Annotated in this window: 11 protein-coding genes; 4 read left to right on the forward strand and 7 right to left on the reverse strand. The window is 74.1% G+C overall.

Annotated features, from left to right (window positions below; genetic code table 11):
* Positions 1-10 precede the first annotated feature (10 nt).
* The 4 genes from rarD to eccE are packed head-to-tail and all read right to left on the reverse strand — an operon-like array spanning position 11 to position 3,714.
* Positions 11-934 (reverse strand): EamA family transporter RarD, encoded by a 924-nt coding sequence (gene rarD, locus GA0074704_RS04865; RefSeq protein WP_088969386.1) that lies wholly within the window; start codon positions 932-934, stop codon positions 11-13.
* Entirely contained in the window at positions 931-1,431 is a 501-nt protein-coding gene (locus GA0074704_RS04870; protein ID WP_088973453.1) for a GNAT family N-acetyltransferase, read from the reverse strand. The genes rarD and GA0074704_RS04870 overlap by 4 nt, the downstream gene beginning before the upstream one ends.
* Before the next feature lie 32 nt (positions 1,432-1,463).
* Positions 1,464-1,850, reverse strand: a complete 387-nt coding sequence (locus GA0074704_RS04875) for a phage holin family protein (RefSeq protein ID WP_088969387.1) — start codon at positions 1,848-1,850, stop codon at positions 1,464-1,466.
* 55 nt (positions 1,851-1,905) lie between these two features.
* Positions 1,906-3,714 (reverse strand): type VII secretion protein EccE, encoded by a 1,809-nt coding sequence (gene eccE / locus GA0074704_RS04880; protein WP_088969388.1) that lies wholly within the window; start codon positions 3,712-3,714, stop codon positions 1,906-1,908.
* Positions 3,715-3,962: 248 nt separating this feature from the next.
* Here eccE and GA0074704_RS04885 point away from each other — a divergent pair, with 248 nt between their 5' ends.
* On the forward strand, positions 3,963-4,280 hold the full coding sequence (locus GA0074704_RS04885) for a WXG100 family type VII secretion target (protein ID WP_088973454.1): 318 nt from the start codon (positions 3,963-3,965) through the stop codon (positions 4,278-4,280).
* A gap of 22 nt (positions 4,281-4,302) precedes the next feature.
* Entirely contained in the window at positions 4,303-4,596 is a 294-nt protein-coding gene (locus GA0074704_RS04890) for a WXG100 family type VII secretion target (protein ID WP_088969389.1), read from the forward strand.
* A gap of 275 nt (positions 4,597-4,871) precedes the next feature.
* On the opposite strand, the gene mycP is transcribed toward GA0074704_RS04890, so the two are convergent.
* Positions 4,872-6,089 (reverse strand): type VII secretion-associated serine protease mycosin, encoded by a 1,218-nt coding sequence (gene mycP / locus GA0074704_RS04895; RefSeq protein ID WP_088969390.1) that lies wholly within the window; start codon positions 6,087-6,089, stop codon positions 4,872-4,874.
* Between the two features lie 152 nt (positions 6,090-6,241).
* Here mycP and GA0074704_RS04900 point away from each other — a divergent pair, with 152 nt between their 5' ends.
* Together GA0074704_RS04900 and GA0074704_RS04905 are read left to right on the forward strand one after the other, a co-directional pair.
* Positions 6,242-9,247 (forward strand): SseB family protein, encoded by a 3,006-nt coding sequence (locus GA0074704_RS04900; protein WP_088973455.1) that lies wholly within the window; start codon positions 6,242-6,244, stop codon positions 9,245-9,247.
* Positions 9,240-9,602, forward strand: coding sequence for a hypothetical protein (locus GA0074704_RS04905; RefSeq protein WP_088969391.1), 363 nt, complete (start codon positions 9,240-9,242; stop codon positions 9,600-9,602). Before GA0074704_RS04900 ends, GA0074704_RS04905 begins: the two co-directional genes overlap by 8 nt.
* Position 9,603: 1 nt before the next feature.
* On the opposite strand, the gene GA0074704_RS04910 is transcribed toward GA0074704_RS04905, so the two are convergent.
* Both GA0074704_RS04910 and GA0074704_RS04915 read right to left on the reverse strand, forming a co-directional pair.
* A complete protein-coding gene (locus GA0074704_RS04910; protein ID WP_088969392.1) occupies positions 9,604-10,536 on the reverse strand; it encodes an alpha/beta fold hydrolase in 933 nt (310 codons plus the stop codon).
* A 751-nt stretch (positions 10,537-11,287) separates the two neighbouring features.
* A complete protein-coding gene (locus tag GA0074704_RS04915) occupies positions 11,288-13,720 on the reverse strand; it encodes an immune inhibitor A domain-containing protein (RefSeq protein ID WP_088969393.1) in 2,433 nt (810 codons plus the stop codon).
* Positions 13,721-13,864 lie beyond the last annotated feature (144 nt).

Raw genomic sequence — 13,864 nt, forward strand, 5'->3', positions numbered from 1 at the left:
TACGGAGCAGTCAGCGGGCGGCGGGGACCGGGTCGGGGGTGCCGCGGGCGGCGGCCCGGGTGCGCCGGCCCTGGCGCACGGCGTCCACGGTGAAGACCACCAGGGCCAGCCAGACCAGGGCGAAGCCGGCCAGCCGGGCGGGCGGCATCGGCTCGTGGAAGATCAGCACTCCGATGCCGAGCTGGAGGACCGGCGCCAGGTACTGCAACATGCCGAGGTTGGTCAGCGGCAGCCGGTTCGCCGCGCCCGCGAAGAGCAGCAACGGGATCGCGGTGGCCGCCCCGGCCCCCACCAGCAGCGCGGTGTGGCCCGCCGACAGGTGCCCGAAGGTGGCGTCGCCCCGCCAACCCAGCCAGCCCAGGTATGCCAGGGCCGGCAGCGCCAGCACCGCCGACTCGACGAAGAGCCCCTCCGCGGCGGGCAACCCGAGCCGCTTCTTGACCAGCCCGTACCCGCCGAAGCTGAAGGCCAGGGTGAGCGCGAGGTAGGGCAGCCGGCCGTAGTCGACGGTCAGCACCACCACCGCGGCCGTGCCCACCCCGAGCGCCGCCCACTGCGCCGCGCGCAGCCGCTCGCGCAGCACGAACACGCCCAGCAGCACCACGACCAGCGGGTTGATGAAGTAGCCGAGCGCGGTCTCCACCACCCGGTCCGAGTTCACCCCGTAGATGTAGGTGCCCCAGTTGACGGCGATCAGCACCGCCGCCGCGGCGATGCCGGCCAGCGCCCGGGGGCGGCGGGCCAGCGCGCGCAGGAAGCCGACGTTGCGGGCGGCGGCGAGCAGCAGCGCCACGAAGGCCAGCGACCAGACCACCCGGTGGGCCAGGATCTCCACCGGCCCGGTCGGGCGCAGCAGCTTGAAGTAGATCGGGAAGAAACCCCAGAGCAGGTACGCGCCGAAGCCGTACAGGTAACCGAGACGGAGCTGGCTCACCCCTCCACCGTAAGTGGCGGGGCCCCGTTCCGCTCCTTGCCGGTGACCGGGCTCACCGATGCCGGTGCACGCCGGTCGAGCTGCATGAACCGGCCCGGGTCGACCGGGGCGAAGCCGATCCTCCGATAGACCTCGTGCGCGTCGGCGGTGGACAGCAGGATCCGGCGTACGCCCAGCTCGGCGAGGTGGTCGCGGACCGCGCCGGCCAGCCAGGAGCCCAGCCGCCGACCCCGCTGCTCCCGGTCCACGTAGACGTCGCTCAGCCAGGCGAAGGTGACCCGGTCGGTGACCACCCGGGCGACCGCCACCTGGACGCCGTCGCCCGGCCGGTAGACGCCGTACCCGATCGAGCCGGCGAAGGCCCGCTCGACGGTGGCCCGGTCCCGCCCCAGCGCCCAGTACGCGTCGGTGGAGAGCCAGTGGTGCACCCGATCCAGGTCGAGCCGGTCCGGGTCGGTGCTGAGCTGGAAGCCGTCGGGGCGGGTCAGGGAGTACACGCGCTCCACGCTAGCCCCGCCCCGACGGGCCGTCAGTCCCGGTCGAGGACCGCGCCGAGGATCCAGGTGACCACGCTGACGAAGAGCGCGCCGAGGACCGCGGCCGGCCAGAAGCCGTCCACGTGGAACGGCAGCCCGGCCTCACCGGCGATGAAGCTGGTGAGCAGGAAGAGCAGGCCGTTGACCACGAGCGCGATCAGGCCGAGGGTCAACAGGTAGAAGCCGCAGCCGACCGTCTTGATGATCGGCTGGAGCACCGCGTTGACCACACCGAAGATCACCGCGACGAGCACCAGCGTGGTGACCGTCTCGGTGGCCGAGGTGGAGTCCAGCGAGATGCCGGGGATGAGCAACGTGGCAAGCCAGAAGGCGAACGCGGTGGCCGCCAACCGGATCAGAAGACCCTTCAGAAAACCCATGGCGGGGATCGTGCCACGGACCGGCGGGCTGCGGGAACCCGGAAGATCGGCGGTTTCAGCGTCTGGCCGGCCGGCCGATCACCTGCGACTCGATCGGGGTCGGGGAGAGCAGCGCCCAGCGCAGCGCCCGCCGGTTCACCACCGCGACCATGTCTTCCCGGATCCGGGTCAGCCAGTCCGCCGTACCGCCCAGGCCGAGCGCCGTGCCGGCCAGCGCCGCCTCGGCCGGGTCCAGCGGTTGCAGCACCGCCAGGTCGGCCCGGGCCAGCGCGTCGACGTCCGCCGGGGTCAGCTCGTCCCGGACGACCAGGGTGGACCGCCAGGCCGGACCGGGCGCCGGGTCGGCCGGCACCGGCCCCACGTCCAGCACGAGCAGCAGCGGTCGCAGCGACGTGCCGGGAGCGTCGCCCACCGGCCGACCCGGCGGGAGCACCGGGATGGTGCCGGAGGTGGCGGCCACCCCGCGGACGAACGGCTCCCAGGACCGGGGCCGGCCGGTCTGCACCACCACGGCGGCGCCCAGCGCCATCGCCCGGACGGTGATCAGCTGCGCGGCGCGCAGGCCACCGACCAGCAGCACCCGGGTGCCCTCCGGCCGGAACAGTCGTACCGTGACCGCTCCACCGTGCCGGTTGGCCCCCACCATCAGTCCGGCGTCGCCGAGGGTCAGCTCCGCCGGCCCGTCGCCGTCGTGACCCGCCCCGGGCGCGGCGGCCAGCGGCAGGGTGGCCGCCAGTCCGACCAGCTGCTCGCCGTCCAGCCGGCGCACCTCCGCGCCCAGTTCGGCGGCCGAGCGGCGCAGGACCTGCGCGGCGGCGGCCAGCTCCGCCGGGGTACGCGCGGCGAGCCGCACGGTCAGCCCGCTCCGCCCCGCACCCGTCCCGGTACGCGGACCCGCGCAGATCGACACGGTGGTGGCGGTGGCCGGCGTCGCCAGCACCCGGCTCACCAGGTGCGCCCCGGCCGGCTCCCGGTCGGCCGGCAGCCGCACCCGGAAACAGCTCTGCAGCAGCTCGCCGGTGCGGACCGCCTGCCAGGACTCGCGTACCGGGGCACCGTCGTCGTGGTGGGCGAGGTCCGCGACCGCCAGCAGCGCGGCGGACGCGCCGAGTGGCCGGGCGGTGGACGGCTCCAGCCGCCGGACGATCCGCCGGACCGTGCCGGAGAGCGCCCGGCGCAGGTCCTCGTCCGACCAGCCGTCCACCCGCAGCACCCGGACCGCGAGCAGCGCCCGGCTGCGTCCCGGCAACCGGCCGTCGGTGAGCTGCCGGTAGGAGGTGCCCGCGGTGCCGTCGGCCGCCGACGGGGCGGGTGCGGGTGCGGCGCCGAGCAGGAGCTGGACGCAGACCGGCGGGCTCTCCGCCGACGCCGGCGGCAGCAGCGACGCCGGCCCGGGCAGCACCCGGCTGCCCCCGCCCAGCAGGTCGCCCGGGTCACCCACCTCCAGCAGCGCGGTCAGCCCGGTCGCGTCGTCCAGCACGGCCGCCGGACCGCCCGCCAGCTCCACCGGACGCACGACGGCGCCCGGCGACACGAGGTCCACCAGCTCCGCCGCCCCGGCCGACGGCAGGGCCCGACGCCGGGCGAGCCGGGCCACGGCCACCCCGAGCCAACCGACAAGCGGTCGGCCGCGCAGGCGTGCCCACCAGACGACGAGCAGGAGCAGGGCGCCCACGCAGGCCACCGCCAGGACCCCCGCGCCGCGGCCGAGCGCGGCCAGCGGCAGGGCGAGGGCCACCTGGGCGGCGACCACCCGACCGGTACGCCTCGACGCCGGGCGGCCGGTGACCGCGGGCATCCACTGTGGTGGCAGCGGCTGCCGTGGGGGCATCCGTGCCGGGTCGCCCGTCGTGGTCGCCGTCACCGCGTCTCCTCCGCCTCGTCACCCGGTCCGCCGGCTCATCCTAGGCGGGTGAGCGTGACGGAGGGGGCACGCATTGTCCACAGGAGAGGCCTGAGGGGTAGCAGAACCGCGACCGGGCCGCTACCGTCAGCGACGAGTTCTGCCGGTCGGCCTCCCGTCCCCTCCTGATCGACGTCCGCGACGGGCCGGCTCCACCAGGGACGGTCGCCGGCATTCGACGACGACAACGGGAAGCGAGGTGCGTGCGGGTGGCCGAGACCCAGGCGGAAGCCGTGGTGATGCAGCAGACCGCGGCGAAGTTCGAACAGGTCGACCAGTCACTGCAGAGCATGTTGAGCAGTCTGATGGCCGAGCTGGAGGTGTTGCAGCAGGCCTGGCGGGGCGCCGGTGGCCGCTCGTTCGAGCAGGTCAAGCAGCAGTGGTCGCAGGACCAGGCCGCCTTGCAACGGGCCCTGCGGGAGACCGCGAACGCGATCCGCACCGCGGGTCGGCAGTACGACGTCTCGGACACCGAGGCGGCCGGCCGGGTCGCCGGCACCAACCGCGGCATCCAGTTGCCGCTGTGACGACCAGGGGGAGGGAGATCCGATGAACGACGGTGTGCTGGTCGTCAACTTCGCCGCGCTCCAGCAGGCCGGCGCGGACATCCAGAAGGCGCTGAACACCCTCGACAGCCAGCTCGGGCAGTTGGAGCGGGACGCCGCGCCGCTGGTGGCGAGCTGGGCCGGCGAGGCACGCCAGGCGTACGAGCAGCGGCAGGCCCGCTGGCGCTCCGCCTCGCAGGACCTGCAGTCCATGCTGCGGGACATCAAGCTCGCGGTGGACGACTCCGCGAACGACTACCTCGACACGGAGAAGCGGAACGCCGGCCTCTTCCAGTGACCGCCGGGCGGCGGCGTCGGGCCCTTCCGCCCGACGCCGCCGCCCGCGTGTCCGGCCGTCCTCCGGGTGACGCGGACCGCCGCCCGCGTGTCCGGCCGTCCTCCGGGTGACGCGGACCGCCGCCCGCGTGTCCGGCCGTCCTCCGGGTGACGCGGACCGCCGCCCGCGTGTCCGGCCGTCCTCCGGGTGACGCGGACCGCCGCCCGCGTGTCCGGCCGTCCTCCGGGTGACGCGGGCCGGCCGTGCGCGTGGCTCAGGCCTGCCGTGCGGGCACCTCAGGCGGGTCGCCAGCGGCGGCGGGCGCCGCGGGGCAGCACCACGGCCAGCAGCACCACCGCCAGCGCGGCCGCGCCGCCCGCGGCGGCCAGCAGCACCGCCCGCTCCCGGGCCGCCGCCCTGCGGCCCCGCTGCGCCACCAGGGCCGGGTCCGGCCGCTCCCGAGGCAGCGCGGCGGCCACCGCCGGCACGGCGGCACCGCCGCCGGTCTCGGTGACCGCCCGGTACGGGTTCAGCACCCCGGCGCCGTAGTCACCACGCCGCCCGGTGCCCGGCGCGGGGTCGGTGCTGGCCAGGATCCGCCGGCTCACCTGGGCCGCCGTCCAGTCCGGGTGGTACTGCCGCACCAACGCCGCCGTGGCGGCGACGAAGGGCGTGGCGTAGCTGGTCCCGTCCGCCAGCAGGTGCCCCCGCCCAGGGGCGGCCATCAGCACCTCGCCACCCGGGGCCACCAGGTCGACGTACGGGCCGGTCTGGGAGAACGTCGACCGCCCGCCGTCCACCCCGATCGCGCCCACCCCGAGCACCCCCTCGTACGCGGCCGGATAGGGGCTCGGGTCACCGCTGTCGTGCAGGTTGCCGGCGGCGGCCACCACCACCACGTCCCGCTCCTCGGCGTACTCGACGGCGGCCCGTACGGCAGGGGAGTCGGCGTAGAGCACGACGGAGAGGTTGAGCACGTCGGCGCCGTGGTCCACCGCCCAGCGGATCGCCCGGGCGAACCCGGCGGCGCTGACCGTACGTCCCGACTCCCGGCCGTCGACGACCTGCTGCTCGCTGACCCGGACGGGAAGGATCCGGGCGTCCGGCGCCAGCCCCCGGAAGGCCACCCCGCGGGCCGGCGCGGCGGCGATGATGCTCGCCACACCGGTGCCGTGCCCGGGGCAGTCCCGCCCACCGTCGCCGCCCGGGTCGAGCAGGTCGGTGCCGGGCAGCACCCGGCCGGCGAGTTGCGGATGCCGGCGGTCCACGCCCGAGTCGATGACGGCGACGGTGACTCCCGCGCCGGTGGCGAGGGGTGCGAGGCGCTCCGGGGCGTACCGCTGCTGCGGCCACGGCCGCTCGGTGACCGTGCGCGCCGGGGCGGGCGGGCTGGCACAGGCCGGCGCGGCGACCCCCGCGCTGGCCGGTACGCCGGTCGCGGCGACGACCGGCGGGGTGGCCAGGAGCGCCGCCAGGGCGGCGGCGAGGGCGGGGCGTGCACTGGGCCGGGGCATCGACCGCCTCCGTATCGTGTCGGCTCCGGAACCGGATGTTATAGCTTCCGCCGTCACCCGGCGTACCGCCGCCGGCCAGCCATTGTGATCTTGTTACTACCTTGTAGGTTGTACGCGATGCCTATGGCCTTTTCGCGGGAGGAGAGGTGGCCGTGACCGACTGGGAGCCGGCTACCGAGGCCGAAGCGGCGATGCGCGACGCGCTGAGCGCGAACGACCAGGAGCTGTATTTCCGCGTCCTGGCGCGGACGGATCTCCTCCTGCCCGTCTCGGGTCAGCCCGCGCCCGGCCAGTCGGCCGGGTGGGGCACCTGGACGACCAGCGGGCGGACGCACGTGCTGGCCTTCACCTCCCCGACCGCCCTGCGGGCCTGCCTGGGCGACTCGACCGGCCCCACCCGACGCGCCGCGTACGCGGACCTGGCCGACGACTGGCCCAACCACGAGTGGTGGCTGGCGGTCAACCCGGGACTCCCCATCGAGGGCTACCTGCCGGCCTGGTTCGTCACCCAGTTGTCCCGCGGTGAGGTCCGGCTGCCGGGCCGCACCATGGGCGCCCGGGCCCGGTTGGAGCGGGCCGAGTCGCTGGCCCGGGCCAGGGCGAACGCGGTCGACCGGGAGGCGCCCCGGTGGGAACCGGCCTCCCCGCCCGCCCCGCCGACGTCGCCCGTCCCGCCGACGCCGCTGGCCCGCCGCGAGAGCGACCGTACCGGCCCGAGCCCGGTGCCGGCCCCACTGCCCGGACCCGCTCCGGAACCCGCGGACCAGACGATCCCGGTACGGGCGGCGGCGAGCCGCGGCTCGGCGGTCTCGGCGTTCGGCTCGACGGGCGAGCCGCCGTCGCCGCCGGCCGTGGAGGCGGCCCGCCCCGGAGTCGCCCCGACCCGCCCCGGCCCGTCCGTGGCCCGGCCAGACGGCCGGCCGGAGCCGTCCTCGATCGCCGCCGCCAACGGTGGCTGGCCGGACCGACCGGGTGACGAGGCGGCGGCCCGGTCCTTCTTCGAGCCCTCGGCCCAGCGCCGGGCCGCCGGTGAGGACGCCCGCCGCCCGGCCGAGCGCGCGGTGCCCCCGTCCCGCTTGGGGCGGGTCGGCCAACCCTTCCCCCGCCGCCGGCCGATCAGCGAGCCGGTGCCCGCGCCACCCGTCGGGTCGGTGCCCGAGGAGCCGACGCAGGCGTTCCGGGTCCCGGTGGCCGACGACGGGCTCACCCAGGTGTTTCCGCGCCGGGCACCGGAGCCGCCCGCGGAGGAGGCGACCCAGGTGGTCCGGGCGGGCGTCCCGGACCACGACCTGACGGTGTCGCTGCCGCGCCGGACGGAGCCGCCCACCGAGAAGGCGCGGTTCGGGGGCGGCGAGCGCGCGGCCGGCCCGTTGCCCCGTCGTCACCTGACCGAGCCGGGCCCGGACGAACAGACCCAGCGGCTCGCCGGGCCGCATCCGTACGCGGCGGCGGGGCAGCCCGCGCCGCCGGTCGGTGCGGACGTGGACGAGCTGCCGCCGTCGATCGCCGAGCCGGTCTCCGCCCCGCCGGTGCCGCGACGCAGCCTCTCCCCGATCGTGATCGAGGGCACGGTCATCGAGTCCCGCGACCTCGGCGAGGCGGGGCCCGCGGTTTCGCCGGTCCCCGCCGACCGGCCGGTCCGGACCGGACCGCCAGCCGCCAACGCCAACGCCAACGGCGCAGCGTGGGCCACGCCGGCGCGGCCCGCCGAACCGCCGACCCTGGAGGTACGCGCCGCAGAGCCGGCTCCCGCGGTGGCCGAGCCCTCCGCGCCCGCGGTCACCCCGGTCGAGCCGGCGGTCGAGGGCGTTCCGGAGGCCCGCATCGCGACCCCGGCCGCACCCGCAACGGTGCCCGATCCACCCGTGACGGCGGCCACCGCGTACGCCCCGCCGTCCGAAGCGCCCGCGCCGGAAACGACGCCCTCCGCACCAGCGTCGCCGGTCGCGCCGGCCACGTCGCCGGTCGCGCCCGTGCCCTCCGCGACGGCCGCACCGGCAACGACGCCCGGGTCACCCGTCGTGCCCGCACCGGCGGCCTCACCGGTCGCGCCCGTGTCACCGGCACCCGCGACGACTCCTGCCCCGCCCGCGCCGGCCGCGTCCGTGCCCCCGGCACCCGCACCGGCCGTGCCCGCCTCACCCAGGCCGACCGCACCCTCACCCCAGCCGGCCGTACCCGCGCCCGCCGCGTTCACCCCGGCCAACGAGGTGGAGGAGGAACTGCTGGCCTCGGCCGGCGCCGGCAACACCGACGGCTTTCTCTCCACGCTGCTGCTGGCCCGGGTGCTGCTGCCGGTCGCCCCCGGTTCGGCGCCGGGCAGCCGGCCGGGCGAGCCCGGCTTCGTCTGGCACACCGAGCAGTTGGACGGCGGACCCTACGTCGTGGTCTGGACGTCGGCCGAGCGGATGGCCGACGCCGCCGCCGGCTCGGTGGAGACCGTGCTGGTCCGCTTCGTGCAGTTGATCCGGCGCTGGCCGGACCGAACCTGGTCGTTCGCGGTCAACCCGGGTACCCCCGTCGGCGCGAAGCTGCCCGGCGAGCAGATCGTCGGGCTGGCCAACTGGGCCGCCGACGTCGGCCTGGGCGACGAGCCGGAGACCGAGCCGGCGGCGGCCGAGGAGCCGGCGAACCGGCCCCGGGTGGCCCCGCCGGTGGTGGACCCGACCCGCCCGATCGTCATGCAGAAGGCGGTCGCGCCGAGCCAGCTCGCCTACTACCTGGAACGGGGCTACGACCGGGTCTCCGGCTTCGTGCACCGGGCCGGTGAGCTGGCGCACCTGCACACTCCCACCGAGCTGTACGACGCGCTGGGCCTGGGCTATCCCGGCTCGCCCTTCGACCGGGCGGCCGGCGAGATCTACGTGCTGCGCTGGCCGGCGCACCGGCCGAGCCTCTACCGGATCCCGTACGGCGGGCAGAACGAGGTCGCCATGCGCGCCATGGAGGGCTGGGTGATCGAGCGGGCGCCGTTCCGGGGCAACGGCTTCGCCCCCGGTGAGAGCAGCGACGTGGTGGCCGAGTTCAAGGTGGACAGCGCCCGGTTGCCGCACGGCGCCCAGCTGTGGCGGATCGGGGCGGACGGCGCCGAGCGGGTGGTGGCCGTGCTGGACACCGACGTGCTGCTCTGGCGACAGGTCGGTGAGGACGATGCGTGACGGCTACGTGGCCCGCTGGCGCGGCCGGGAATACCAGGCCAGCCCGGACGGCGACGACGTGCGGCTCTACCAGCCCGGCCCGGGTGACGGCTTCTCCGAGGTCCGTTCCGGCCGGTACGTGCGGGTGGTCCCGGTGACGGAGGTCGACGACCTGGCGTACGTCCGGACGACCTGCACCTGGCAGGGGCAGCCGTTCATCGTGCTCGCCGCCCAGGACGGCTGGCTGCGGGTGGAGTACACCGGCGGGCGCTGGCCGGTGGCCCGCGCGATGGGCCTGGAGGTCTTCGACTTCGGGGTCTACCAGGGCTGGGCGCCGGCCAGCGAGGTAGCCGACCTGCGCGAGCAGCGAGTCTGAGTCAGGACTTCGTCCAGCGCAGGATCTCGCCCAGCACCACGTCGCGGGCCTCGACGTGGGGGAAGTGCCCCACGCCGTCCAGCAGCCGCCACTCGTAGGGGGCGGTGACGTAGCGGCCCGAGCCCTGGGCGGTGCGGGCCAGGCTCGCCACGTCGGCGGCGCCGTGCAGTTGCAGGGTCGGGGTGACCAGTGGCTTCTGCATCAGCTTGACGAACCGGTAGCCGTGCAGCCGCAGCACCGACCGGAACGCCCACCGGTAGCCCTCCAGGGCGCAGAATGCCGCCTGCGGGATGCGCATCGCCGTCCGGCAGGCCCGGGCGTACGCCTCGAAGTCGGGTCCGTCGACCCAGGCCGGCCCGCCCCAACGGCGCAGCAGCGACTCCACCTCGGCGGCGTCGTCCCGGGTCAGCACGTGTTCGTAGCGGGGCAACTGGTACTTGAGGGTGGGCGTCGAGGCGGAGAACTGCCCGCGCGGGTCGGCGAAGATGGCGGCGCGCAGCCGCAGCGGGTGCGGGGCGCCGAGCACCACCAGCCGGCGTACCAGGTTGGGGTGGAACGACGCCACGGTCCAGGCGATCATGCCGCCGGCCCCGGTGCCGACCACCGTGGCCGAGCGTTCGCCGAGCGCCCGGATCAGGCCGGCCACGTCGGCGGCGAGGGTGTAACCGTCGTACCCCCGGGGTGGCTTGTCGCTGGCACCGTAACCGCGCAGGTCCACCGCGACCGCCCGGAAGCCCGCGTCGGCCACGGCGGGCAGCATCTCGTGCCAGGCCCACCAGTATTCCGGGAAGCCGTGCAGGAAGAGCACCATCGGCCCGGTGCCCGCCTCCACCACGTGGAACCGGCTGCCGTTGGCGCCGACGAAGCGGTGCGTCCAGGGCCCCTCGGTGAGGACGCAGGACTCGTCGACTGCTCCGCTGTGCTGCTCGGTCATGGTGCCCAGCGTAGGGCCCCGGCACCTGCCGATCATCAGCCGATGTCCGACGGCCCGGACGGTAGGGGCGGGGTCAACCGACCCGAGTCATCTTCACGACGGCGGCTGGGATGCCGGGGCCGCAGGCGACACCCGGATCGGGGGGCCCCACGAGAACCAGCACGGTCGCGCCGGCGGGGAACGTTCCCAGCCCTGCGCCGTGCAGGGCGTACTCCCGGCCGTCGTCGGTGACCAGCCCGTAGCAGGGTCCGGTGCCGCCTCTGGTGATCCGGCCGGCAAGTTGGTTGGTCTTGTGTCGGTCGGTCGGGCCGCTGGGCCCGACGGTGGGTGGCGGCAGCGTCGGCAGGACGGTCGTGGAGAGCTCGGTGGGGCGTTGTGACGGACTCTGGCCGGGCGAAGGGGTCGCGGAAGGCTCGGCGGAGCGAGCGGACGGTGGGTTCGATCGGCCGGGAGTGGACGGCGACGCAGCCGTCGTCGTCAGCGGAGCAGGTGCGCTCGGGGTGGCCCGATCGGCTGCCTGCTGGCCTTCGTTGTCGGCACAACCGGCGACGGAGAGGGACAGCGTCAGCGCCGTGGCGGCCGACAGAGCGGTACGTGGCATCACCCTCATGGGACGCGGCGACGCACCGGGCGGTTCCCCAGGTGCCTGCTTCTGGCCCCGAAAGCTGCGGCTGAGGCACCCCGAACAGGGCCGATGCCCGGGCAGGAGGCCTGCCCGGGCATCGGTCGCGGTGGTGCGGTGATCAGTGGCTCAGGAGAAGCGGACCCTCATCGAGGTGCCGTTCTGCTTGAGGACCTTGATCTTGGTGCCGGTGGCCGGGAGCTTGACGCCGTGGTTCGGCAGCTCGGGGTACCAGTACTGCTTGGTGTCGTCGAACAGCGGCTGCGCGGCCTGGCCACGGATGTACTGCGGCTGGCTGTTGATGTGCAGCGTGAACGAGTCCGCCTTCTTCAGGCTGAACGGCGCGTCGTAGACCTGTACGCGGGCCCGCCACGGGTTGCCGGTCAGGTTGTAGATCGGCCGCGGGTGAGCATCGATGTAGAGGTTACGACCCTCACCCGGGTGCTCGAAGGTGTCGTTGTCCGCGTACCGGAGGTTCCAGTACGAGATCAGCAGACCCTCCTGGTACGCGTAGTGGTCCACCCAGTCGGGGCGGGTGTTCATGTAGCCGAAGTAGTACGGGCCGGTCTTCAGGTACTGGTCGTACGAGACGTACGACCGGTTGCCGGCGATGTAGTAGTTGTCGAACAGCTTGGTGTAGCTGTCGCCGACGATGCTGAAGCCCTGGAGCGCCCAGTCACCGGCACCGTTCTCGGCACCGTCGCTGAACACGGTCTGACCATCGGCGGTCACGGTGATGGCGTCACCGAAGAAACCACCCTTGGAGAGACCCTCGTCGGTGACGTAGTGGAACCGGAACTGGACCACCTTGCCGGCCGCCACGTCCATCGGGATGTTGATGTCCACCCACTTGCCCGCGCTGCTGCCGGACAGGCCCGGCGTGGGGTCGGTCCTGGACACCGGCGGGATCGGCTTGCCGTCGACCGTGCCGGGCAGCGCCGCCCAGGTGTTGCCGCCGTCGAGGGAGGCCTCGAAGAACATGTAGTCGAAGCCGCTCTCGATGTCGTAGCGGCCCTTCATGGACAGCGACGCCGTGGTCTTCCCGGTGAAGTCGAGCGTCCTGGTCATGGTGTTGTTCAGGCCGTCGGCGTTACCCGAGAAGTACTGCTTCGTGCCCTCGAAGGGGGTGCCGTAATCGAAGGTGTACTCCCGCTTGGGCAGCACCACGACCGCGGCCTGCGCCTTCTTGGAGTTGTACTCCTCCGGGCCCAGGTCCAGCGTGCGCTTCTCGCCGGCCTTGACCACCTCGTAGTCGAGCCAGCCGAGCTGGAGCTTGTTCCACGCGCCCAGGTCGCCACCGCGGTTGCCGATGCTCTGGTCGTTCTTGGCGCCGAGCCGGCTCTGCGCCATCAGGGTCCAGTGCTCGTTGTTGTTGTCGCCGCCGTTGATGTTGTTGTAGTCGTCCGGCAGGCCGAGGTCGTGACCGTACTCGTGGTAGAAGACGCTCCGGCCACCGTTTTCCGGCTGGATCGTGTAGTCGCGGATCCAGATGCCGGTGTTGCCGATCTGGGTGCCGCCGATCGGGAAGTTCGCCGGTCCGGTCCGGGCGTTGCCGTAGGCCGACCAGCGGTGGCTCCAGATGGCGTCCTCACCCTGGATCGGGTCACCGTCGGCCTGGTCGCCGCCGGAGTGGACGATCTGGAAGTGGTCGATGTAGCCGTCCGGCTCGTTGAAGTTGCCGTCGCCGTCGTAGTCGAACCGGTCCCACTGGTCGAACGACTGCATCTCGGTCTTGATCTGCGCGTCGGTGCGACCCTTGGCCTTCTGGTCGGCGACCCACTGGTTGGCGGCGTCGCGCACCAGGTCCCAGGTGTTCTGGCAGACGTTGCTGTCGCAGACCGCCGGGTCGTTGGCCGGGTTCGTGGTGTCGTCGTCGGCCACCGGGTCGTCCGACCGGCCGTAGCGGGCGGCGTTGTACTTGACCTTCACCCAGTCGGTGACCTCGCCGTCCACGGTGTACCGACCCGAGGACTGGGCCTCGTAGTACTGCTTGAGCGACTCGTCGCCCTGCCCGGTGCCGAAGTACAGCTTGCGGAAGTGGTCGGCGCTGTAGTCGGCTTCCCAGTTGGTGGAGTTGTCCACCGCCCGATTGGGCTTCGGGATCTCGTTGTGCCGCGGTCCGTCGTACCGCGTCGGGCCGGCGATGTCCGGGTTGATGTCCTTGTCCGGGTAGGCCGGGTCGCGCTCGTCGCCGAATTCGGCGAGGATCACGAAGATCTTGTCGGTCCGCTCGCGGGCGAGCTCGACGTACTTGTCCTTCTTGGCGGCCTTGGCGGTGCGGGCGCCGGCCGCCGATGCCGACCCGGCGGCGTTCTCGCCGACCTTGACGACGGTGCTGCCGTTGATCTTCCGGGCCTTGGCCCGGCCGGACAGGACCTCGCTGAGGCCCTCCTGGCGGAGCGCCCGCCGCTGGTCCTCGAACTTGTCCGGCAGATCGTGTGGGGCCTGCCGCTCGGCGGTTGCGGGAGCGGCAGCCGGCAGCTTCGGTGCCGGTGCCGCGCTGGCGGTGGCGGAGCCGGTGACCAGCCCCGTCGCCGTCAGCGAAAGCCCGAGCAGACCCACTGCGACTTTGCGCACGTGGTACCTCCGGTGTGAGGGAGCCGGCCCAACGGGGGTAAGGGCCGGTGAGATCGGTCCCACTGAGGGGACCAATGGTGAACATAGACACTCCCGGGGCGGGTGTGAAGGTTGGTGCGTCGTTTTGTT

The organism is Micromonospora siamensis, assembly GCF_900090305.1.
Taxonomy (GTDB): Bacteria; Actinomycetota; Actinomycetes; order Mycobacteriales; family Micromonosporaceae; genus Micromonospora; species Micromonospora siamensis.